General features: G+C 32.5%; 21 protein-coding genes and 1 pseudogene. 5 read left to right on the top strand and 17 right to left on the bottom strand.

The features are described 5' to 3' along the window. Nucleotides 1–50: 50 nt before the first annotated feature. Both MMB68_RS21365 and MMB68_RS21370 read right to left on the bottom strand, forming a co-directional pair. Nucleotides 51–716, bottom strand: a complete 666-nt coding sequence (locus MMB68_RS21365) for an FAD-binding oxidoreductase (protein WP_221782577.1) — start codon at nt 714–716, stop codon at nt 51–53. Between the two features lie 33 nt (nt 717–749). Further along, nucleotides 750–1,370, bottom strand: coding sequence for a recombinase family protein (locus tag MMB68_RS21370; protein WP_221782575.1), 621 nt, complete (start codon nt 1,368–1,370; stop codon nt 750–752). A 916-nt stretch (nt 1,371–2,286) separates the two neighbouring features. On the opposite strand from MMB68_RS21370, the pseudogene MMB68_RS21375 reads away from it, so the two are divergent. Continuing rightward, nucleotides 2,287–2,481 (top strand): annotated as a pseudogene (locus tag MMB68_RS21375) (MerR family transcriptional regulator); the annotation flags it as partial. 720 nt (nt 2,482–3,201) lie between these two features. Here MMB68_RS21375 and MMB68_RS21380 read toward each other — a convergent pair. Next, nucleotides 3,202–3,936 (bottom strand): NADPH-dependent F420 reductase, encoded by a 735-nt coding sequence (locus tag MMB68_RS21380; RefSeq protein WP_221782573.1) that lies wholly within the window; start codon nt 3,934–3,936, stop codon nt 3,202–3,204. Between the two features lie 225 nt (nt 3,937–4,161). Here MMB68_RS21380 and MMB68_RS21385 point away from each other — a divergent pair, with 225 nt between their 5' ends. After that, nucleotides 4,162–4,521 (top strand): winged helix-turn-helix transcriptional regulator, encoded by a 360-nt coding sequence (locus tag MMB68_RS21385; RefSeq protein WP_098383275.1) that lies wholly within the window; start codon nt 4,162–4,164, stop codon nt 4,519–4,521. Between the two features lie 131 nt (nt 4,522–4,652). On the opposite strand, the gene MMB68_RS21390 is transcribed toward MMB68_RS21385, so the two are convergent. The 5 genes from MMB68_RS21390 to nfsA all read right to left on the bottom strand — a co-directional run bounded on the left by MMB68_RS21390 (nt 4,653) and on the right by nfsA (nt 11,012). Continuing rightward, the gene (locus MMB68_RS21390; protein ID WP_098383276.1) at nt 4,653–5,996 is read right to left on the bottom strand and encodes a sugar porter family MFS transporter; all 1,344 of its coding nucleotides are present in this window, start codon (nt 5,994–5,996) and stop codon (nt 4,653–4,655) included. A gap of 52 nt (nt 5,997–6,048) precedes the next feature. Next, complete coding sequence (locus tag MMB68_RS21395; protein ID WP_221782571.1) at nt 6,049–6,891, bottom strand: sugar phosphate isomerase/epimerase family protein; 843 nt, start codon at nt 6,889–6,891, stop codon at nt 6,049–6,051. 146 nt (nt 6,892–7,037) lie between these two features. Next, the gene (locus MMB68_RS21400) at nt 7,038–8,057 is read right to left on the bottom strand and encodes a Gfo/Idh/MocA family oxidoreductase (protein WP_221782569.1); all 1,020 of its coding nucleotides are present in this window, start codon (nt 8,055–8,057) and stop codon (nt 7,038–7,040) included. Nucleotides 8,058–8,859: 802 nt separating this feature from the next. After that, nucleotides 8,860–9,867, bottom strand: a complete 1,008-nt coding sequence (locus MMB68_RS21405) for a LacI family DNA-binding transcriptional regulator (protein ID WP_098383279.1) — start codon at nt 9,865–9,867, stop codon at nt 8,860–8,862. Between the two features lie 404 nt (nt 9,868–10,271). After that, nucleotides 10,272–11,012 carry an oxygen-insensitive NADPH nitroreductase gene (nfsA, locus tag MMB68_RS21410; RefSeq protein WP_098383280.1) on the bottom strand — a complete coding sequence of 247 codons (741 nt, stop codon included), beginning with the start codon at nt 11,010–11,012 and terminating at the stop codon, nt 10,272–10,274. Nucleotides 11,013–11,580: 568 nt separating this feature from the next. Between nfsA and MMB68_RS21415 the strand changes: the two genes are divergently transcribed. Both MMB68_RS21415 and MMB68_RS21420 read left to right on the top strand, forming a co-directional pair. After that, complete coding sequence (locus MMB68_RS21415) at nt 11,581–11,763, top strand: aspartyl-phosphate phosphatase Spo0E family protein (protein WP_221782565.1); 183 nt, start codon at nt 11,581–11,583, stop codon at nt 11,761–11,763. 428 nt (nt 11,764–12,191) lie between these two features. Further along, complete coding sequence (locus MMB68_RS21420; RefSeq protein ID WP_221782563.1) at nt 12,192–12,497, top strand: hypothetical protein; 306 nt, start codon at nt 12,192–12,194, stop codon at nt 12,495–12,497. Nucleotides 12,498–12,819: 322 nt separating this feature from the next. Here the strand turns inward: MMB68_RS21420 and MMB68_RS21425 are convergent, their stop codons facing one another. The 4 genes from MMB68_RS21425 to MMB68_RS21440 form a co-directional block, all read right to left on the bottom strand. Continuing rightward, nucleotides 12,820–13,653 carry an aldo/keto reductase gene (locus tag MMB68_RS21425; protein WP_221782561.1) on the bottom strand — a complete coding sequence of 278 codons (834 nt, stop codon included), beginning with the start codon at nt 13,651–13,653 and terminating at the stop codon, nt 12,820–12,822. Nucleotides 13,654–13,858: 205 nt separating this feature from the next. Next, nucleotides 13,859–14,794 carry an aldo/keto reductase gene (locus tag MMB68_RS21430; RefSeq protein ID WP_221782559.1) on the bottom strand — a complete coding sequence of 312 codons (936 nt, stop codon included), beginning with the start codon at nt 14,792–14,794 and terminating at the stop codon, nt 13,859–13,861. A 296-nt stretch (nt 14,795–15,090) separates the two neighbouring features. Next, complete coding sequence (locus MMB68_RS21435; protein WP_221782557.1) at nt 15,091–15,843, bottom strand: IclR family transcriptional regulator; 753 nt, start codon at nt 15,841–15,843, stop codon at nt 15,091–15,093. Between the two features lie 40 nt (nt 15,844–15,883). Then, nucleotides 15,884–16,486, bottom strand: a complete 603-nt coding sequence (locus tag MMB68_RS21440) for a nitroreductase family protein (protein WP_221782555.1) — start codon at nt 16,484–16,486, stop codon at nt 15,884–15,886. Between the two features lie 294 nt (nt 16,487–16,780). Between MMB68_RS21440 and MMB68_RS21445 the strand changes: the two genes are divergently transcribed. Next, entirely contained in the window at nt 16,781–17,053 is a 273-nt protein-coding gene (locus MMB68_RS21445; RefSeq protein WP_221782553.1) for a transcriptional repressor, read from the top strand. 368 nt (nt 17,054–17,421) lie between these two features. Here the strand turns inward: MMB68_RS21445 and MMB68_RS21450 are convergent, their stop codons facing one another. From MMB68_RS21450 to MMB68_RS21470, 5 genes are all read right to left on the bottom strand, one after another. Then, the gene (locus MMB68_RS21450; protein ID WP_221782551.1) at nt 17,422–18,795 is read right to left on the bottom strand and encodes an MFS transporter; all 1,374 of its coding nucleotides are present in this window, start codon (nt 18,793–18,795) and stop codon (nt 17,422–17,424) included. A 32-nt stretch (nt 18,796–18,827) separates the two neighbouring features. Continuing rightward, complete coding sequence (locus MMB68_RS21455; RefSeq protein WP_171779296.1) at nt 18,828–19,289, bottom strand: MarR family winged helix-turn-helix transcriptional regulator; 462 nt, start codon at nt 19,287–19,289, stop codon at nt 18,828–18,830. A 228-nt stretch (nt 19,290–19,517) separates the two neighbouring features. After that, a complete protein-coding gene (locus tag MMB68_RS21460; RefSeq protein WP_243495836.1) occupies nt 19,518–19,694 on the bottom strand; it encodes an aspartyl-phosphate phosphatase Spo0E family protein in 177 nt (58 codons plus the stop codon). 77 nt (nt 19,695–19,771) lie between these two features. Further along, on the bottom strand, nt 19,772–20,959 hold the full coding sequence (locus MMB68_RS21465) for an MFS transporter (RefSeq protein ID WP_171779377.1): 1,188 nt from the start codon (nt 20,957–20,959) through the stop codon (nt 19,772–19,774). 78 nt (nt 20,960–21,037) lie between these two features. Beyond that, the gene (locus tag MMB68_RS21470; protein ID WP_221782549.1) at nt 21,038–21,256 is read right to left on the bottom strand and encodes a heavy-metal-associated domain-containing protein; all 219 of its coding nucleotides are present in this window, start codon (nt 21,254–21,256) and stop codon (nt 21,038–21,040) included. Nucleotides 21,257–21,299: the final 43 nt, after the last annotated feature.

Consider the following 21,299-nt stretch of genomic DNA (forward strand, 5'->3'; position numbering starts at 1 on the left):
GACGTGTGTTTTAATCAAACATTTTCCGTTTACTGGTAACAATTACTTCTTTATTTTTCTCCTAAAATGGCTACAGGGCTAAATACCTCGTAATGAATACGTTCGTTTGGTATATCCCATCTATGTAGTGCTTTAAGAATAGCTTCCATAAACGGAATGGATCCGCAGAAATAAAAGACAGCTTCTTTTGAAGGAACAACGGATTGTAACAATTCTAAATCAATATAACCCTCTTTATCAAAATCAGTGCCAAGTCGATCCCCTTCATTAGGCGAGCTATAACAGATGAAGGAGGTAACATTTTCGTTATTTCTATTTAGTTGAGCCACATGTTCTTTAAAAGCATGCGTTTTCCCATTAATACTTGCATGAAGAAAGGTAACCTTACGTGTAGGTTGTTTTTCTACAATGGTATTCAGCATACTAAGCAAAGGTGTAATACCTATACCTCCACTAATTAGCACAACGGGAAGTTCACTGTGATCAAGTACAAAATCTCCAGCGGGAGCTGAGAACTTAAGAGTATCTCCTGTCTGAACTTGTTTATGTAAATAGTTTGACACGATTCCTGCTGAAGCACCGTCATGTGCATCTTCTCGTTTTACACTGATTCGATAATAATCCTTTCCAGGGGCTTCAGAAAGGCTATAGTGACGAATATGCGTGTACTTTTCTCCCCGAACATTTGCTGCTAAAGAGGAAGCTTTTAATTTCATACACAAAATCTTCTTTTCGGTAAGTTTCTTCTACTATACATTGACCTTTTCTAAAGTACTCTCATATTGCTTTACTAATTTATAAAATGTTGTCTTTTTTACATTCGCTTCTTTCATAGCTTGTACAGCTGTAATTTCTTTTTTCTTCCATCGATTATAAGCTTCAATGAACTCTTCGTTGACTTGAGCTTTGGGTCGTCCAAAAGAAATTCCCTTAGTCACCGCAGCATCAATTCCCTCTCGCTGGCGCTTGCGAATACGATCTCGTTCTTCTTGAGCCATCCAAGATAAAATTTGAAGAACTAAATCGGCAATGAAGGTTCCTAAACTATCCTTATACTGAGTCGTATCTAACAACGGCATATCCAAGACGACAATGTCCGCCTCAACCTCTTTTGTGATCGCATTCCACTCTTGTAAGATTTCTTCTTTATTACGACCGAAACGATCTAAAGAATGAATATAAAGAATATCACCTTTACGAATCATTCGTTTTAGTAATTGATACTGTTCTCTATTAAAATTTTTTCCACTTTGTTTGTCGATAAAAATATCACGAGGAGAAATACCCACTTTTTGCATGGAGTGAAGTTGGCGCCCTTCATTTTGATCTCGACTGCTTACACGTATATATCCAAATCTTCTATTTTCCATTTTTATACTCCTTTTACGTTTCTCTTCCTTTTATTTTACCAAAGACGTTCGTAAAAGTTTATGAATTTCGGAAGACGTTCGTAATTTATTTTGAAACTTAAACGAACAATAAAAATGATAGATTTTATATACCAAATATAAGTCCGTAAAGGTATACTTTTACGGACTTTTAATGTGATTCTATTCTAAAATGCTAAAGAAATGAAGTTAAGGATTTTCTTTGAATTATTGAAATTACTTTAACTTAAACTAAAAGGTTAATTAATACTTTTTATGAATTAATTTACTTTTAATCAGTTTTTAACTATATTTTAATACTTCATTATAGTTACTGGATTATAATGGAATCACCAAAGTGATTATCCTTCTCTTAACTTGCTTTTTATCTAAAGCAAGTCTTTTTATTTATCAGATTTAAACTAGTTACACCGTATTAACCTATTTCATTAGTCATAGCACTATATTTTACACGATATTAAATAGTTGGGATAAAAGAAATAACAAGCTTGGTTACATAGTCCTCTTAAAGCCATAATTTGTTCATTAGGTAAAAAATTCACTATTTTTATCAAGAAAAACACCAGCTATATGTTTTGAATATGAAGAAAAACGCCCTGTGAAGGAATTAACTTTGGTTTTACATATATGAATGACTCAATGCAAGTTTCAGTAATCTAGAAGCTTTCGTTTTTTTATTATTATTGATTTTTGAAAACTCGCTTTCCAAAATCAGTTACCTTAATGTGACTTATAGGAACCCAATCCCCTTTTACCAAAGAGTGCTTATAACATGGGATATTTAATAAACTACATTTCTATATACAACCTAAAAGTTAATAACATAAATACTGATAAAGAATGGAAGTAGGAGAGGATATTCTTGACTAATAATCATCCGTATTTAGATGAGAAAGTTATGACTATAAAAATCGTTACTGAAATGACAGGTTTATCAGAAAGACAAGTTCGTTATTATGAAACTCGAGAGCTTATTTTCCCAAAACGAAACTCTTCAGGTACCCGAATGTATTCCTTTTCCGATATTGAAAGATTAATGGACATTGCAGAAAAAATTGAAGATGGTGTTCGAACACGAGAAATGCGTAAAGACTTTTCTTAGAGAAGGTATTATAATATCCAAAATAAACAGCAGCCTCATCCCCAAGGGCATTGGAGTGAGGTTGCTGTTTAAGGTAATTCTATAACTGTATATATCTGTATATATAAGGTACGTTTGATACGCATATTTCCTTTCAAAAAAAGAAATTCTAAATTAAAAAGAAATAAAAGGAAGTTTAAATATGTCAATGAAAAACAAGTGGTTATTTAATGGTGTAATGGTATTATTCTCTTGGATATCAATATCTTTTTTGGACTGGCGAAGTATAAAAAGATTTTTCCCGGCTTTTATCTTTGTGTTTTTAATAAATTGTATTGATGTTCCTATTGGAAAGAAATTTAAATGGTGGTCTTTTTATAATAAACCAAATTCCTTTATTTATAATGAAAATTGGTCCAATGCTTGCAGTTGCTTTATGGTCATTAAAATGGACATACGGAAATTTCAAAAAGTTTATTATTCTAAATGCCCTTTTCCAAATATCTTTTTCATTTTTAGCTAAAACTTTATTTACAAAGATAAAATTATTTAAATTAGTTCGATTTAATGCATTTCAATTCTTCCTTTATTTCTTTTACAAGGCTTTTCTCTTATATGGATTTCAATACATTTATGAAAGTAAAAGAAGATTACCATAATCCATTAAAAGTTAGAAGTAAATGTGGTTATTCCAATCAAAAAGGTACACTCTAACTGAGTGCACCTTTTGTTTTATGAATTATATATTTCTCTGTTTAGATTCACAACATCCTTATGTGAGAATTCAACATCCTTTTCTTGCGTAAAATTTTCTATTACTTTGTCGCGTAGTAATGGTGCTTTTTCTTTATTTGCTTTTTTCAACGCTTTCGTGAGTTCATCTCTCGTTAGCTCTGTGCAGTAAGCAGGAGTTCCTGGCTGTTGTCTCCAAGAGTCACTTAAAGAACCACTGTCTACTAAATCGAAGCCTAGCTCGTTTACTACGTCCATGACTACTTGTTTTTGTGCTGAGTCATTACCAGCAACTGCCATCGCAATTCGTCCACTAGAATCTTCGCATGTTCCTTCATTTTCTAAAGTATAGGCTAATAAGTTGTTGAAAGCTTTAATGACAGGTCTACCTAATTGATTTGAAACCCAAACACTTTCAACCATTCCGTTCTCGATTTCTTCAATTTTATCGTCTCTAAAAGGATAGTAATTTGAAGTATCTACAATGATTACTTCCTCCCCGACTTGATTGATAATGTTCCGAATGCTTGGTATTGCTTTTGTAGGAAGAGATATTATAAGAACTTCAATATCTTTAATTGCATCCTCTACGGGCACAGGAGTTCCAGCAAGTTCTTTTCCTTCTAAATGTTCAATTCCCCTTGCATCTGCAATTTTGATATTATGGCCGTTCTTAACTAATTTTTCAGAAATAATGGATCCAATTGATCCTGCGCCTATAATTCCAAATCTCATTACAATTCCTCCTCAAGAATTTATATATAAAAGAATTATTCTGCTTAAAGTTACACAATCGTATGGTTATCAAACCATAAACATATATTCATTAGAAATTAAAAATGTATTGAGTATCTTTGTTACATATACTAGAATAAAATCATTTCTCACTTTTTTAAAGTAGGCAATAAAAATTGCCGTAGTACATTTTTTTGTACTTAAGGGTAGAAAGCAGGTGAAAAGATGTCAAGAATATGCAAGGATGGATTTGATGAAGAGTGGATAAGGGAAGAAAGAGAAGTATATGGCATAGCTTATACCCAAAATATACTTTCAGGACGCTGGAAGTATATTATCCTTTGGTTCTTAAAAACAAAAGAACGTCGTTATAGTGAAATTAAAGCTTTTTTATGGGATATTTCACAAGGTTCTCTGACCAAACAGTTAAGAGAACTAGAAACAGATGGACTAATTAAACGAGAGGTTTTTCCTGAGGTACCTCCACGTGTAGAATATTCCTTAACAACTAAAGGGCGTGAATTTATCCCGATACTTGATATGATGGAGAACTTCGGGAAAAAATTCGGGGAGAAACCTGAGTAGAGTAATAAGCAGGAGTTAAATAATTTATTTAATAAAAAAGGGTTCATTTCTCTTTTTAGCTATAAGAATGAGCCCTTTTTATTAAAAAACTTTTAAGATTACAAGCACTAAATTCTAAGCAGGAGATAACGTTAACTTACAGCTTGTTTATTTTTAAATGCTATTTCTAGTTCAATTTCTTCTAACGTTCGACCTTTTGTCTCAGGAACATATTTCATAACAAAGAGGAAAGCAAAAACTCCAATAACTGCATATGTTAAGAAAAGGACTCCTACTCCAACAGCCTCTACAAGTACTGGGAATGACATCGAGATGACGATATTTGAAAGCCATAAAGCTGTACTTGCTACCCCCATTGCTATGCCACGCACATTCATAGGGAAGATTTCACCAAGAATGACCCATACGACCATACCCCAACTTGCTGAATAGGCTACAATAAACAAGGAAAGGCAAGTAAGTAACAACCATACCGGCACTTCAACCCAGACCATTCCAACTCCCAGTGTACCCAGCGCAATTGTCATACCGATGTTTCCAATTAACAATAGCTTTTTACGGCCAATTTTATCAATAAGGAGCATTCCAAGAATCGTAAACAATATATTAAAAACTCCAATACCTATTGTTCCTGCAATCGCTGCTGTAGAACCGAATCCAGCTGTACTTAGAATCGTTGGTGTATAGTAGATAATTGTATTGGTTCCGATGATCTGTTGAAATACAGCAATGCCGATTCCAATAAATAAAATAGAACGTAATCCAGGTGCAAAGAGCAGCTTTAAATTTACCTTTTTTTCAGCCTTTACCTGCATAATACTTCTTATTTCTTCTTCTACTTGGTGTGAATACCTTGTTAGAGATAGCACTTTACGTGCTTCATCTTCACCTACATTCTGCCAAAGCCATCTTGGGCTTTCAGGCATAAAGAACATTCCTAGCATCAATAAAACAGAGGGAATAACGGCTAATCCTAGCATCCAATGCCAGTTTTCTGAAGCTGCAAACATGTAGTTTACAAGGTAGGCCATAAAAATGCCAAGAGCATTCATAATCGTGTTTAACGAAGAGACCTTACCGCGAATATTTGCTGGAGCCATTTCAGCTAAGTATAGAGGAACAATACCTGAAGCTCCTCCAACTGCTATTCCCAGTTCAATACGAAACGCAATTAAAGTATGTACATTAGGAGAAATAGCTGTTCCAATTGCGCCAATCGTAAATAGTACACCTAGGATAATGATTGTTTTCTTTCTTCCATATTTATCGGCTACAGGTCCACTAAAAGCTGCGCCTATAAGGGCCCCAATTAAAACGCCACTTACCACTAACCCCTCAAGAAAAGGTGTTAGCCCCATGTCTTTCTTTATAAAAAGAAGAGCACCTGAAATAACCCCTGTATCATAACCAAATAAAAGCCCACCTAAAGCACCAAAACAATAAATTACCCACCTATACATTTTTTGTTTATTCATGGTCCACCCATCCGCCCCTTTAGTTGAATCTTTTTTAGCAAAGAAATACTATTTAGAGTTGTTTTACAGGTATGAAGTTATTTTGTAAGAACGATAAACTTTCTTCGGCGAACGTATAAATCTTATTCATGTTGGCTCCTTTATTCGCTTGAAAAGGATTTGAACCGGGAGCTGTTGCTTCTACTACAACATATCCGTCAAAGTTTATCCTTTTTATCCCTGAGATAAATGGCTTAAAGTCGATGAGTCCACGCCCCATACTTCTTCGATTGCTATCAGCTACATGAAGAATGTGCAGGTTATCCTGTGCATCTAAAAAAGGAAATTCAAGATCTCGCTCTTCAATGTTCATATGGTAGGAATCCAACAACATTTTCACTTTAGGGTGATTAACTTCTCTCACAAATTTTATAGCCTCGGTTCCTGTATTAACAATGCAACTCTCATATCTGTTTAAAGGCTCTATTACAAGAGTAATATTTAATTCCTCTGCTTTTTTCGTTAATTTTTGTACAGAATCAATCGCCCATTTCCAGTCCTCTCCATCCGCGCCCATTGGAGCCGTTTTTCCAACCGCAGAAGGACAAACAACTAAATATTCTGCTCCTACCTCCTTAACAGCTTCGATTTGCCTTTCAAAGTATGAGACTGCTTTTTTTCGGTTATCTTCGCTTCGATTGGCTAAATCTTGTTCTTCGTTTGGCCAACCAGTATCACCTGTCAAACCACTTATTTCTAGATCTAAATTTCTCGCTAATTGTTTAATATCGCGCCAGTTATAGTCATCTACTGCAGCTCTAATTTCTATTGCGTCATACCCAGTTTTTGCAACAAACTCCATTGTCTTTTCTAAAGGAATATCTCCAAAAGTCCAACTACAAATTGAAAATTTCATTTCTATTCTCCTTTTTACACATTTGATTTATTTTAGAAGTGATACATTTCAGGAATCTAAACCTAAAAAGAAGAATCAAATCCATAATGATATCGCTTTCTTTTTAGGTCAGATAAAATAGGAATTTTGTAATTGAGATAGTTTAATTAAATCAACTGTACACTTTCCTTCATTTTCACTGGTGCATTTGTCTTAACAGATTCAATACAAGCAAGTGCAATTGAAAGAGCTCTGCGAGCATCTTTACCTGTTACATAAGGGGTACTCTCATTACGCACACATTCTACAAAAGAAGTGAGTTCTGAGACATAAGCATCATGTAATAATTCAGTGTCTCTTCGGTATGTATCGCTACTTATTCCTTCCGCAGTGTAGCGAATCGTATTTGTTTGTTGAACACCTCCAGCTGTCACCATTCCAGCTGAACCAAATACTTCACCGCGAACATCATATCCATAAACTGCTTGGAAATTTGCTTCAGCTGTTGCAATTGCTCCGTTATCAAAACGGATGTTAACAACCGCAGTATCAAGGAGACCTTTATCTTTAAAATCTGGACGTACAAGTGCATCAGCTACTGCATAAACTTCAATCGGTTCTGCACCTGGATTTAAATAGAGCAGAGCATCAAAATCATGAATGAGCGTTTCTAAGAATATCGTCCATTCTGGAATTGGAGTAGGATCCCCTAATCCCGGATCACGTGTCAATGATCTCAATAACTGTGGAGTTCCAATTTTACCTTCTACAATATCGTTATAAGCAGCTCTAAAATCTGAAGCAAAACGACGATTAAAGCCTACTTGTAAGGGAACGTTTGCTTCCTCTGCTGCCAATATGGCTCTATCTGCTTCTTCTAGGGTAATTGCCATTGGTTTTTCACAGAAAACTGCTTTCCCTGCATTAGCAGCAGCTACAACAAGATCTGCATGTGAACGAGCAGGAGCTGCAATAACTACTGCATCAATATGTGGATCTTGGAACATTTCCTTTGGATCTGTATATGCCTTTGACACTCCGAGTTCTTTTGCAAGTCTTTCAGTAGCTCCTGAAACTGGATCAGCAATCGCGTTAAGCTTTGCCCCATAGATTTTACGAGCCACTGTTCTTCCATGAAAACTTCCCATACGCCCTGCACCAACCAGACCAATTCTAACTTCTTTCATCTTTCTTCCCCCTTAAGACTAAATAAAGTTACTATCTTCTTGCTATTCTTTTTTTGTAGCGCTTTCATATTTTGGTTTAACCTACCATGTTATGATTAGCAAGCTAACAAAAAAGGAAAGCTCTTTCCTTGATAATGAGTTTATCCTCTAGTTTTTTTATTGTCAATAATTTTTTAAAAATTTAAATAATAACATGATTCTATACCTTATGACTGGTTTTCTAGATTAAATGTCTTTCCTAAGCATCTTAACAATAGTAAAATAACTGTATGTTTTTTATAAGTGTTAGTAAAATCCATACAAGTACTTCTGAAAATAAGGAAAGTTCTTTCCTTTCGGAATTTCCTTAAAATCAATAAGTAGTTACCATGATAGATTAATAAAGTTAAGAGGAAAGCTTTAAATGGATTGTCCATAAATAACTATATTTTTTGCGTAGAATGAATTTTATTATATAGAATAATTAGCAATATTTTACCTATATCAAACGAAGATTTTAGAGAAGCGTAAAGACATATAGTGAATAGATTAATACGTTGTTAGTTGAATTAATGAAGCACAAGACCATCTCTAACAAGTTAAATTCGCTATAGATATTTTAGAAGATATATAAATGTTCTTATGATTTAAGATTATTGATTTTCTTCTTTTTAAAAAAGATAGCAAAAAAGGCTACACAGCTTCAAAGCAAGATGTGTAGCCTTTTTTACTTCTAAAAATTGATTATTCAATACATAAATATCTAACTTTAAGCTTTAATAACGGTATTAATTACTACAAGGTTTAATTATCTTATTTACATTCATGTATTCGTTTTATTATGAGAGGTAGATGCACGAACCACTAATTTTGGAGATAAAACGATTCGTTGCTTCGTCTCCTTCGAATCTTCAATCTCCTCTATCAATAGTTCAACAACCTTCTTACTCATTTCATGAATAGGTTGAGCTATAGTAGTTAAAGGAGGATCACAAATTGTCGATAGGACCGTGTCGTCAAACCCAATAATTGATAGATCTTGCGGAACTTTTATCTTAAGTTCACGCGCACCTTGTATTGCTCCAATCGCAAGAAATTCGGTTGAGGCAAAAATAGCTGTCGGGGGAATAGACAAATGTAGAAGTTCACGTGTAGACTGCTTTCCTTCATCAAGTGAAGTATTATTGAGAGACACTAAACTTTCCTCATATGGCAATCCTGCTTTCTCGAGAGCTTGCTTATATCCCTCAAATCTTGCTCCTATCGTTGGAAACTTAATGTCTTCAGTAATCATTGCAATTCTTTTATGTCCTAAACTTATTAAGTATTCTGTAGCCTCATACCCTCCCAGAAAATCATCTACTAATACTGCATCCACAGCAAGCGAAGATACATCCCTCGAAAGTAATGCAACTGGAATGTCAGCCTTAAGGAGCTCCTTAATGGCTTTATCCTCTTTTAATCCGGTAGCAATTATAATACCATCTATATACTTTTGTTTTAATATAGAGATGTATTCGATCTCATTTTTTAAATCATTGTCCGTACTACAAATCATTAAACTAAAACCGAACTTCTTAACATGATTTTCAATACCCCTTGCTATCTCTGCCATGAAAGGATTTGCAATATTAGGTATCAAAAGCCCAATAGTTTGAATACGCTTTTTGACGGACGCTACCACACTAGGTTGATAGTCTAATTGGTGCATGGTATCCCTAACCTTTTTTCTGGTTTTCTCTGCAATACTCCCTGTATTATTTAATACTTTAGAAACGGTTGAAATGGATACACCAGCTTCTTTTGCTACATCATATATTGTTGGTTTCATTCCCTTTCCCTCTTTTCTCTTAACACATCATACATTTATTTTAACTTATTTTAATTATAGGCGAAATGATTACCAAATTAAGTTTATTACTTGTAATAGTCTTTTTTATCTTTAGGTATTAATACTTATTCGTATGTGATACAAACCTAATAAACATAATATTAATTTTAAGCTGAAGAATATCTTTGTATATGTAAGCAGAAATGCTAATTTATATAAAAAATATTAGAACAAAGAGCGTAAACCCTTCTTTATTTATTGGGTTTACGCTCTTTGTTTACCTTTAAATATTGTTTTATGAAAAATAAATATATTACTTTAATGTAAGTCAGTTCTATTCCAGCTATCATTAAAAAGTGATCAATAATCCGTAATCTCGTGTATTTTACGCAAATTGTAAAAGTTTATTTTTTAGCAAACCCTTGTTTGTTTAAATAATTAAGCATAAAAGGCAGTTTACTTCTTTCAAGATGATCCTCAATATGATCTTTCCATCCCTTTACTTTCTTTACTGTGAAAGGAGCTTTAACAGGACGATCCTGGTAATACTCACGCATCTGTTGGTCATAAATTTCTAATTTTTCTTCATCTAATGGTTGATACTGATTGTCAAACATGACCATTGATTGAGGCAAACGTGGTTTTAGTCCAGGTTTCTCTCCTGCCGGATGGCCTATGCATAGCCCTACTAGAGGAACCACATACTTTGGCAAATTTAATACCTCGGTTAATTCTGCAATATTAGCTCTTACTCCACCGATATAGACACCACCGAGTCCCATTGATTCGGCTGCAGTTAAGGCGTTTTGAGCCATGAGCCCAGCATCAAATGAACCTATCAAAAGGTATTCAATATAGTCCAGGTCTACTTTGGGAGCTATTTGATGATTTCGGTTAAAATCTGCACAAAAAATCCAAAACTCTGCTGCCTCTTCAATATACGGTTGATTGACAGAGAGTTGCATCACTTGTTTTCGAAGATCTGGATTTGTAACCCTAATGATAGAAACGGCCTGTAGAAGGCTGAAAGATGAAGTTTGATTAGCTGCCTTAAAGATTGCATCTCGTTGTTCCTCTGTCAAAGGTTGATCTGTAAAAGAACGAATAGAGGTATGATTAGAAAGTAATTCAATTGTATTATTCATAATGATATTCTTCCTTTCTTTCCTAAATATTAAATTTACATCTAATTTTGTTATGATTATCGATTTGAATTGGGACTATTTTCAAAGAAATCACTTGCATAGACAATGATAAAATCATTACTCTTATTTATGAAGAGGGCAATTTTTATTGCCCTAGTACGATTTTTTGTACTTAACAGTAGTAAAAGGAGCTAAAGACGTCTAATTTATGTAGAGATGATTTTTCAAGAGACTTCATAGATGGATGACACGACGTATGGTCATACTCGCTAACTTCAAAAGAGTTTTATTTGTCTCTGTTATTGGAATACCGTAAGGAAATATAGGTTTATAGCGTTAAGAAATTCCTATCAAAACGTCCGTAAAAGTACACTTTTATGAACTCACTATTTTCCATAAGTTCGTGAATCAAAATATGTATTAAGTATAAAAACATAACTATTTAAACCCTAAAACCCTCATTCTATGCTCTTAATCGGCTTTTACAGGAACAATTATTGTTATACGGTAAAAATCCAGTTATTGTTAAACAAAGACTTACAAGTTAGAGGGATAGGTGACTACATAATTGCAAAGATATAGATATAACAGTACTTTAAGGAAGGCTTTACTTGTAGATATAGAGGCAGCAAGAGAACTTATGGTTAAAGTAGGATTAGAAGAAGGATTTACTAGCCATAATACAATTCTAATCAGTCAATTAATTGATGAATTGTTGAATGAATTAAAGAAGATTACTTCAACTGATTAGTTTTTGTTCTTAATATACCAAAAGTAAAAGCAACCTCATTTTTGTCATAGGAGTGAGGTTGCTTTTTAGGATTCACACTCGTTGAAGAATGAATGCCATAACCATCAAATTGTATCATAATTTTCCAATTCATTTATATTTTTCTTGCTGCTGCATATGTATAAAAGGAGCTCTTTTTATACATTCTCGTTTCTTTCAACTACCTAAAGAACGTAGTCATATCAACGATGTATAAAAAGACGCATACTCAAGCAAAAGAATCCTTAGCTGAACCCTACTGCCGCAAGGGTTCTTTTGCTTGCTTGGTTCCGGAAAGAGACTTTATGTTAACTAGCTCTGCATATGATATTCATGTTATTAAATATAATAATATGGTAAAATGTTACATATAAAATGAGATTCTTGTTTAGGAAGAAGGTGTTTTCTTAATGTTGAAAGTATTGTTGGTATGTATCTTAAGTTGCTTGATTATTTATGTAGGGCAGCTTGTATGGAGGAAAGGAAGAACTACTTTTATTGCTGGATATGGAAAGATGTTTACACCTAAGAATGAAAAGCAGCTTGCTAAAGGATTTGGGATTATTATTATGTTATTTGGCTTAGAATCTATTATATTTCCTATTCTCTCTCTATTTTTTGATGGACTTGGAATTTATTATGGATTTCTAGTTGTGTTAAACTTCATTGCTTTATTTGGAGTCATGATAAAGGATCAGGTACAAGGAGAGGCTTAAACGAAATAAAGGGCATGGGAGAGTTTATATTCTCAGGCCCTTTATTTGTGCCGATAAAATGTTTTATGTTAACTATAAGGCAAAAAAGCTATCTTTGATGAAGATAGCTTTTTCTACTGATAAATATTAGATTGTAAGTGGAGTCTTAAAAGACTCCTCAAGTAGTTTGCTCATATTATATACAGCTTATGTATTAAAAAAGCTTACCTGGTTTGTCAGAGGTAGACTTTTCTTAAAAACTGTATCTGTGTATAAATAATATGGCTCAATATTGATCTTTTATTTATGATGAAAAATCAATATTTCCTTTTTAGAGGATTTCCTAATTTTTTATATTATTTCGGAATTTACTTAAATCAGGGGGCGGTAAATGCTTATCTTGATTTAGCGCAAAGATAACTTCCATTTCTTTATCTGTTAATTCAAAATCAAAAATCAACCAATTCTCTATTATTCGTTTTTCATTAAATGACTTTGGAATTGTCACTACATTACCTTGAATATTCCAGCGTAGAATAACTTGAGCAACTGATTTCTTATACTTAAGTGCTATTTCTTTTAAAACTTCATGTTCATTTAACTGGCCCCTCATCAATGGAGACCATGCTTCCATTTGAATTCCATGCTTTATACAATATTCTCTAAGTTCTGGACGAGTCAAGTTAGGATGATATTCTACCTGATTAACCATGGGCTTAACATCTGCTTGATTCATTAACTCCTCTAAATGATTAATCTGAAAATTACTTACGCCGATAGCTCTTACTTTCTTTTCTTTATATAATGTCTCAAGAGCCTTCCAAGTCTCCAAAGATTTTCCTTCAATAGGCCAGTGTATTAAATATAGATCGATATAATCCATCTTTAAAAGCTCTAAACTCTTTTCAAAAGCTTTCAATGTTGATTCATAGCCTTGATCGGTATTAGCTACTTTGGTAGCTATAAAGATATCTTCTCGTTTAATTTCAGATTCTTTGACTGCTCTTCCAACTTGTTCCTCATTTGCATATGCAGATGCAGTATCTATACTTCTATAACCGTTTTTGATAGCGAACTTTATCGCTTCTGTCGCATCTTCTCTCGCTTCAGTCCATACTCCTAATCCAATCCAGGGCATTCTCACTCCGTTATATAGAATTGTCTCATTGGTACCCATACAATCTTCTCCTTTTACTTAGAGTCCAGATTATAGCTATAATATCTTTTGCTATTCTTTATAAATAAATTCACAAATTCCATTTCCTAAGCACACCTAAATTGACCACTAACTAATTGGAATAATTAGTTAGTGGATATGTCTTAATCAGGATTAATCTTTTTATTATGTCCCAATCATAAATTATTACGGTCTATTTTATAAATCACTTTAATATCTTTTCAATGTTATTTAAATCATCCTTGGTTAACAATACATCACTTGCTTTAGCATTTGTTATTATCTGGTCACTTCGCTTTCCTCCTGGAATTACAGCATCAACACCATCTTGAGCTAATAACCATGCTAATGATAGATTTGCAACAGTTGTTTCCTTAGTTGTAGCAATGTTTTTCAATTGTTCCACTTTCTCTAACACTTTATCAAAATTTTCTTTTTCAAATAGTGGATTAGATTGTCTCCAGTCTCCTTCTGTTAACTGAAAATCTTTCGTATATTTCCCTCCAAGTAGCCCAAATGCAAGAGGTCCATAAGGGATAAATGAAATATTATTTTCTCTTGAGTAAGGAAGTAAGTCTTCTTCCGCAGAGCGTTCTAACATATTATAAGCTGATTGCAAGACGGAAATGTCACCGTGTGTATTGGCCTCTTTTAATTGATCCAGTGATACATTAGAAATACCAATTGCTTTAATTTTACCTTCTTGTTTTAGTTTAGATAATTCTCCTATAGCTTCCACTAATGGGGTTTTATTATCTGGAAAGTGAAGATAATATAGATCTACATAATCCATTTTTAAGCGACTTAAACTATTTTCTAAAGCTTGACGTAAATAAGCTGGACTATTATCTACCTCTACCCTGCCATCTTCAAACCAACGTCTTGCTCCTTTTGTAGCTAGGATAAACTTATCTCTATTATAATTTGACAGCACTTCACCTACTAATTCTTCTGAACGACCCATTCCATAAATATCAGCTGTATCAATAAATGTTATGCCAAGGTCAATTGCTGCTGCTACCAATTCCTTGCCAGATTCTTCATTTAAATTATTAAATAGGTTATGTCCGCCTACTGCATTTGTTCCAAGACCGATTTCTGAAACAGTTATATCTGTATTTTTTAATTTTCTAAATTTCATAAAATCATTCCTTTCAAAATGTTTATCCGTTAATTTTTGAGAAATCAAGTATATAATTAATATTTAAAAAGTTAAAAGGTTCATTATTTTTCTTAATTCATTCGCACTAGAGGCACATGAATATCTGATCCATAGCACATATTTAATATTGTTACCTCCCTCCTTATGTTTACATGTATGATTTTACGGGACAATTAAAAAATCAAACAACTGTAGAACAAACAGTTTCAGATATAGAAACAAAACCTCAAACAGTTGAAAAAACCAGTGCATACCGATGCACTGGTTAAGTAATTTTATTCTGTTAAGTTTTCTAATTCATGGGTTAGTTGTTTACTAAATTGAATTACTTTTTTTGCTAAAGAACGAATAGAATTTTTTTTAATCTGTTCTACCTCTCCATGAATAGCTATTGAACCAATGACTTCTTCATTTAAGTATACAGGAGCTGCAATACATCTCTTCCCTATGTTTGTCTCTTCATTATCTACTGCATATCCTTGCATTTTTATTACATTTAGGTGAGAGATAAATAACTCTTTATCTACAAATGAATTCTTAGTAAGATTCTCTAAGGACAGACCATTTAATATCTCACGTTGCCGTTGTGGGGACAAGTGGGCCAATATAGATTTTCCAATTGCACTAGAATGTATCGGTGTCCGTTTATCTATAGCTTCAAATAAGGGTTCATTGAAAGGTGATTTAATAACATTTTTTATAACAAGCTCATATTGATCGAGTATACCTATATATACAGTTTCACCAGTACCACGAGCTAAGTGGTATGGAGTAACAAGTGATATCCATTGAATTCCTTTATAAATATTGATTCGTTTATCATTGAAAATTTTCGGGTTTAAATGAAAATATTTATCATATTTCAGCACATATTCCATTTTCTCTAAGGTATATAGCATTCTATAAGCTGAGGATTTATTAAGTGATAATTCATCCATGACCTCGTTCATTGTTAACGAATGCTTATTTCTTAATAAATCAAGTATTAGTAATCCCTTTTTTAAAGTTGTTAGTTCATACGATTCCATATAAGTAACTTAACTCCTTTAAGTAATGGTCTAGCTAAAATTAGCTAGATATCTTATTATTTTTAAGTTTAGAAAGAGATTGAGTCCATACCTCAGGCTGAGCTCTTACTTTCACTCTCGGAATAACTTTCGGATAACCAAGGTGTAATACACCTACAATCATTTGATTATAAGGCACGCACATCTCCTTCTGAAATTCTTTATCAAAATTATAAGAATTAGTTCGCCAACTAACTCCAATTCCTTCTGTCCATGCAGCTAATTGAAGATTTTGTATAAAAGCGCAAGTAGCCGCCTTCGATTCAAATTGTTTTTTTGCATCTCCATCTAATACGGATGTAATAATAAGGTGTATAGGTGTATCTAAAAAATATGCCTTGTAAGATTCTACAAGCTGCTCATATTTTTCTTTTGTAAACCCATCTAACGTTCCTAACCTTTCAAAGCTAGATAATACTGCCGATAGCATATGCATTTTCTCTTCAGTAGAGGTAATTGTTATTACTCTCCAAGGTTCATCTTTGCTATGAAATGGTGCATAAGATGCTGTTTCTAATAAGCTAGCTAGTTTATCCATAGCAATTGGGTCTTTCTTTAAATTTCTTACTGTTCTTCTCTCTTTTATTATATTATCAATTGACATATGTTCTCACCCTTTTTAAATAACTTAAATAAAATATATCGATATTGATAATCATTTTCAAGTAGATGTTTGTTATTTTGATTGCAAAAAGCAAATTTGCATATTAAGTCGTTATTTTTGCGCAGTTTTCAAAAAAACTGAAGCTTAGAATTGTCCTATAATCATTTTATTCTCAAATAATTTATAAAAAGTAGGAATAAAGAACAGTCTTGATAATAATTAAAACTTATTTGAATAGGAGTGAGATATAAAGCGAATAAATTATATGCAGTATTATGAAAGGCTACATGTAAAATGACACAAGAAGATTATTTATTCTATCTAAGAAAAAAGGATTGTACTATTACATCCCAGAGAAAAATTTTAATAAATTACTTTTATAATAACCGAGAAAAAGCAGTCTCAGCCAAAAAGATAATAAGTGACTTAAAAAAGACAAATAAAAAAATCAGCTTTGATACTATTTATAAGAATTTAAATTTGTTTGTAAATATTCAAATATTAGAATGTGAAAACATTGAAGGTGAAAAACATTTTAATTTAGGCAATCCCACCTTTAAAGGTTGAGAAAATGAGCAATTAATTCTTTTTTATCTACTAAACATGTATATTAAGGGAAAAAAATTTAGTAAACATAAAATTATATGAAACACTGAGGTAAATTAATGAAATCTAATTTCGATCGACTTATTTTAGAGAAAAAATTACGTAATGATTATAAAAAGCAAATTCTATCGAAATTAGAAGAGATATTAAAAAGGAAGATAGAGAAGTATTATCAGAATTGCTAAAAGAGCTAAAAAACATCTAATTGATGTTTTTTAGCTCTTTTTTTGTGCTTACTCTATACAACTTAAGTCTAATTATTAATCAGGGATTTACTCTATGGTATTTTATATCCTTTTTATTCGTTACTATTATTTACATATTGACAGTTAATATTGGCGTTCTACATCCTTCTTTTTTAATAAAAAGGTTGCTCCAAATATTAGGAGTGCTAATATGACTGTTCCAATAAAAATATAATGAGTTCCACTTTCAATTGCTTTTACTTGATTACTTGCTCCAACAGTAGAATAGGAAAAGATAGCTCCAAATATCGATACACCGATAGCTTGGCTCAGAGTGTTAATAAAAGCATTTAATCCCATTGCACTGCCTAACTCATTATTTGATATGTTTGACTGAATGTACACAATAATTAAAGGAACAATTAATCCCATACCTAAACCTAAAAGCCCTGTATAAATATAAATCAACATTTCTGATGTGTTATGAGAAACTGTAGATAATAAAAAAGTTGCTACTAATAAGATAATACTACCTATTCTAATAATTTTATTAGATGTAAGCTTTCCAGCAATAATTCCAACGATAAATGAACCACTAGTCCATAAAACTAGTAAGGGCGTTAACAATAATCCTGATTGAGAAGCGCTATTTCCTAAAATAGTTTGACTCCAAGTAGGTATATACGTTGTAATACCAATTAAAATAGCTCCACTAAATAAAGTGATAACGTTAATCATTAATAATCCAGGATCCTTAAATAAATTTAAAGGAATAAGGGGTTCTTGAGTCTTTCTTTCGACGTATATAAATACAAATAATGAAATGGCTGCGATAATAAATAAAATCATAATTTTTAAGCTAGACCAGCCTAATTTACTGCCTTCTAACAAAGCGAATATTAAAGATATTGTACCAATTGAAAAAATAGTTGCTCCTATATAATCAACTTTATGTTTTACTCCTGGTATCTGCTCTTTAAAATTAACGATAATTAGAATGCTTGCAATTAAACCGATAGGAACAGTAATCAAAAATACGTAATGCCATGATAAATTATCAACTATAATACCGCCAGCTAAAGGTCCTAATACACCAGCAATTCCGTATATAGCACTTTCCCACCCTTGAGCTTTTGATCGTTCTTTTTCATCGATATAGATAAGTCCAAGAATGGTACGACATAAGGGAAAAACCGAACCCCCTCCTAACCCTTGAACTGCCCTAGCAATTATAAGTTGATTCATAGAAGTTGCAAATCCACAAGCTAGAGATCCAATCAAAAAAAGAATCATCCCTATAATAAAAATCTTTTTAATGCCAAATATATCGGCTAATTTCCCAAATATGGGCGCTGATACAGCACTTGCTAATAAATAAATAGAAAATATCCAGCTTATCATATCCAGGTTTGAAAGATCTTTAGCGATACTAGGTGCTGCTGTACTCACAATTGTGCTTTCCATTGCAGCTAGTATCGTTGCTACTAATACCCCTGTTAGTATAATTCTTCTTTTCATTATTTTCGCTTCCCCTTTCTTAGATTTCTGATTTATATTTCCTCATTTTTCTCATTAATCTGTTCAGTTACCACTTTGAAAAGTTCATTCACTTTCTTAATGGATTCAACCATCACTTGATATTTCTCGCTATCTTCAACTTGTAGCATGTCAGCTATACGGCGTTTATAATCTAAAAAATATTTATCTAATACTTTGAATCCTTCATTTGTTAATTGCACCAAAATTACTCTTTTATCGCTTTTCAAAGAGGTTTTCTTTACTAATCCTAATTTTTCAAGTTCCTTGATTAGATTAGTTATATTAGGTAAAGTAATTAGCATTTCTTTAGAAACGTCTGAAATTCGAACCTCTTTTCCTAGATTGTTGATTGCATATAATACATGCAAGTGACTACTTTTAATATTGGCAGGAAATGTAGGGTATATTCTCGTAGCATCTTTAGCCAAATATAATGCATCTAATATTTCTTCTAATAATTGATCTTTATCCATTAACAATCACCTCTAGTGAAAATTTAATTAGCTTAGCATCATCCATTAACAATAAATCATTATACAATATAATTATGTTATATAATTATGCTACATAACTATTTTAGCGAATTATATTTACTTGTCAAATAAATTGATAGTGATACTTTAACTTCCTTAGTGAAATTTAATAACCTAAAGTTTCCATTAATAAAGAAAACCCCTAAAAAATTCGGGCTAATCATTACTTTAAAGACATTTAAGTTTTTGTATTTCGTTCAATAGCCGATCTAATATCATACTCATTCTAATAGCATTTTTACTAGTAATTCCTTCTTTAAAAGCTGTAGAAATCATTACTTCACGTATAAACTCCACTTCATTTAGTATATCCTGTTTTTCTTCACATTTATTATTAGTATTCAAGATTAAACTCCTTAGTTTAAAAATTCACTAAAAACACATAATAATGATGGTTAATAAACTTAATAAAAGCTACAATTTTATTTGTAGCTTTTATTAAATCGTAAGCACGTATATAAGGACATCAAAGTCATCCCAATTCCAAGAATACAGACACCTCTCCAGCCAAATAAGCTCCAAGCTGAAGATCCCAATAACGACCCAATCGCACCACCTCCAAAATTACATACCATATATATTGTATTTAACCTGCTTCCTTCATTGGGATTTAAAGCCTGAATTCTTGTTTGATTTGAAACTTGTGCTCCTTGAACACCTAGGTCTAATAAAATTACACCTAAAACAAGTCCAATAATTGACATTCCTAAAAAATAAAAACACACGTACGAGAAAATCCCAATAATGATACATGTTATCACTAATAGTTTGGGGCTACTTTTATCACTAAGACGACCAATCAATGGTGCACCTAATGCACCTATTATTCCTATGAGACCAAATAAGCCAGCTTGGCCACTATTCATATAATATGGAGATCCTTCTAGTAAAAATGTTAAAGTAGTCCAAAAAACACCAAATGCTCCAAACATCAGTGCAGCTATAATAGACGCTTCTTTCAAAGTAGAGTACTTTTTAGAAATGGTTATAATCGATCTTAAAACTTCTTTATAAGTTAGGTTTACAGTAGGTTTAATATTAGGTAATTTAAAGTATAGTATACAAGCTAATAAACACATTAAAAATGAAGCAAATACAAACATATATCTCCAACCCACTAATTCTCCAACATATCCAGCAACTGTTCTAGCAAGTAAGATCCCAACTAATAGACCACTTACAATAGTTCCTACAACCTTCCCCCGTTCCTCTGGTATAGTTAATTCTGCTGCAAAGGGTATAATGATTTGAGGTACAACAGATGTAAGCCCTACAGCTAAGCTAGCGATATATATCCATACCAAGGACTGAGCTGACGCAAGCCCTAGTAATGAAATAGCCACTAATATTAATAAAGATACAATGAGTTTTTTCTTTTCTTTAATATCGCCTAATGGGACAAAGAAAAATAAGCCTAATGCATAACCTAATTGTGTAAAAGTAGGCAATAAACCTATAGACTGTGACGTTTCATGGAAACTTTTAGATATAGTAGCTAATAACGCTTGATTATAATAAATATTCGCAACTGATACTCCTCCAGAAATAGCTAATAAAAATATAAGTCCTTTAGTTAAAGAAGTATCTTTTAAAAGACGTTCCGTCTCCATTGTTATAATAACCTCCCAAAAATAAACTGATCGTATAGACCAGTTTAATAAAAATCTTTTTTTAGTTTCTACAATTTATTATCTCTTTACATGTATAACTGCGTAACCCTCCTCTTCAATAGTATTAATAATTTTATTCAAAGTAATAACATCCGGGTTATATGTTATCTTAACTTTCTTATGTTTTAAAAAAATATCACTTGAAATAACCCCTTTTAAAGTAAGCATTTTTTCTCTAATAAATGATACGCTGTAATGCTTAGACATACCAAGTATGTCTAGTTGAACTTGTAACATAATTAATTCCGCCTTAACATTTATTTTTGTTAATTCCTATTCT

Source organism: Priestia sp. Y58 (assembly GCF_029522095.1).
GTDB lineage: Bacteria > Bacillota > Bacilli > Bacillales > Bacillaceae_H > Priestia > Priestia megaterium_E.

Coding starts and splice junctions, on each gene's coding strand:
- MMB68_RS21445 (WP_221782553.1), top strand. CDS start 16,781: ATGACACAAGAAGATTATTTATTCTATCTAAGAAAAAAGGATTGTACT.
- MMB68_RS21365 (WP_221782577.1), bottom strand. CDS start 716: ATGAAATTAAAAGCTTCCTCTTTAGCAGCAAATGTTCGGGGAGAAAAG.
- MMB68_RS21420 (WP_221782563.1), top strand. CDS start 12,192: ATGTTGAAAGTATTGTTGGTATGTATCTTAAGTTGCTTGATTATTTAT.
- MMB68_RS21435 (WP_221782557.1), bottom strand. CDS start 15,843: ATGGAATCGTATGAACTAACAACTTTAAAAAAGGGATTACTAATACTT.
- MMB68_RS21400 (WP_221782569.1), bottom strand. CDS start 8,057: ATGAAAGAAGTTAGAATTGGTCTGGTTGGTGCAGGGCGTATGGGAAGT.
- MMB68_RS21390 (WP_098383276.1), bottom strand. CDS start 5,996: ATGAATAAACAAAAAATGTATAGGTGGGTAATTTATTGTTTTGGTGCT.
- MMB68_RS21450 (WP_221782551.1), bottom strand. CDS start 18,795: ATGAAAAGAAGAATTATACTAACAGGGGTATTAGTAGCAACGATACTA.
- MMB68_RS21455 (WP_171779296.1), bottom strand. CDS start 19,289: ATGGATAAAGATCAATTATTAGAAGAAATATTAGATGCATTATATTTG.
- MMB68_RS21370 (WP_221782575.1), bottom strand. CDS start 1,370: ATGGAAAATAGAAGATTTGGATATATACGTGTAAGCAGTCGAGATCAA.
- nfsA (WP_098383280.1), bottom strand. CDS start 11,012: ATGAATAATACAATTGAATTACTTTCTAATCATACCTCTATTCGTTCT.
- MMB68_RS21470 (WP_221782549.1), bottom strand. CDS start 21,256: ATGTTACAAGTTCAACTAGACATACTTGGTATGTCTAAGCATTACAGC.
- MMB68_RS21430 (WP_221782559.1), bottom strand. CDS start 14,794: ATGAAATTTAGAAAATTAAAAAATACAGATATAACTGTTTCAGAAATC.
- MMB68_RS21405 (WP_098383279.1), bottom strand. CDS start 9,867: ATGAAACCAACAATATATGATGTAGCAAAAGAAGCTGGTGTATCCATT.
- MMB68_RS21395 (WP_221782571.1), bottom strand. CDS start 6,891: ATGAAATTTTCAATTTGTAGTTGGACTTTTGGAGATATTCCTTTAGAA.
- MMB68_RS21380 (WP_221782573.1), bottom strand. CDS start 3,936: ATGAGATTTGGAATTATAGGCGCAGGATCAATTGGATCCATTATTTCT.
- MMB68_RS21385 (WP_098383275.1), top strand. CDS start 4,162: ATGTCAAGAATATGCAAGGATGGATTTGATGAAGAGTGGATAAGGGAA.
- MMB68_RS21465 (WP_171779377.1), bottom strand. CDS start 20,959: ATGGAGACGGAACGTCTTTTAAAAGATACTTCTTTAACTAAAGGACTT.
- MMB68_RS21425 (WP_221782561.1), bottom strand. CDS start 13,653: ATGGGTACCAATGAGACAATTCTATATAACGGAGTGAGAATGCCCTGG.
- MMB68_RS21440 (WP_221782555.1), bottom strand. CDS start 16,486: ATGTCAATTGATAATATAATAAAAGAGAGAAGAACAGTAAGAAATTTA.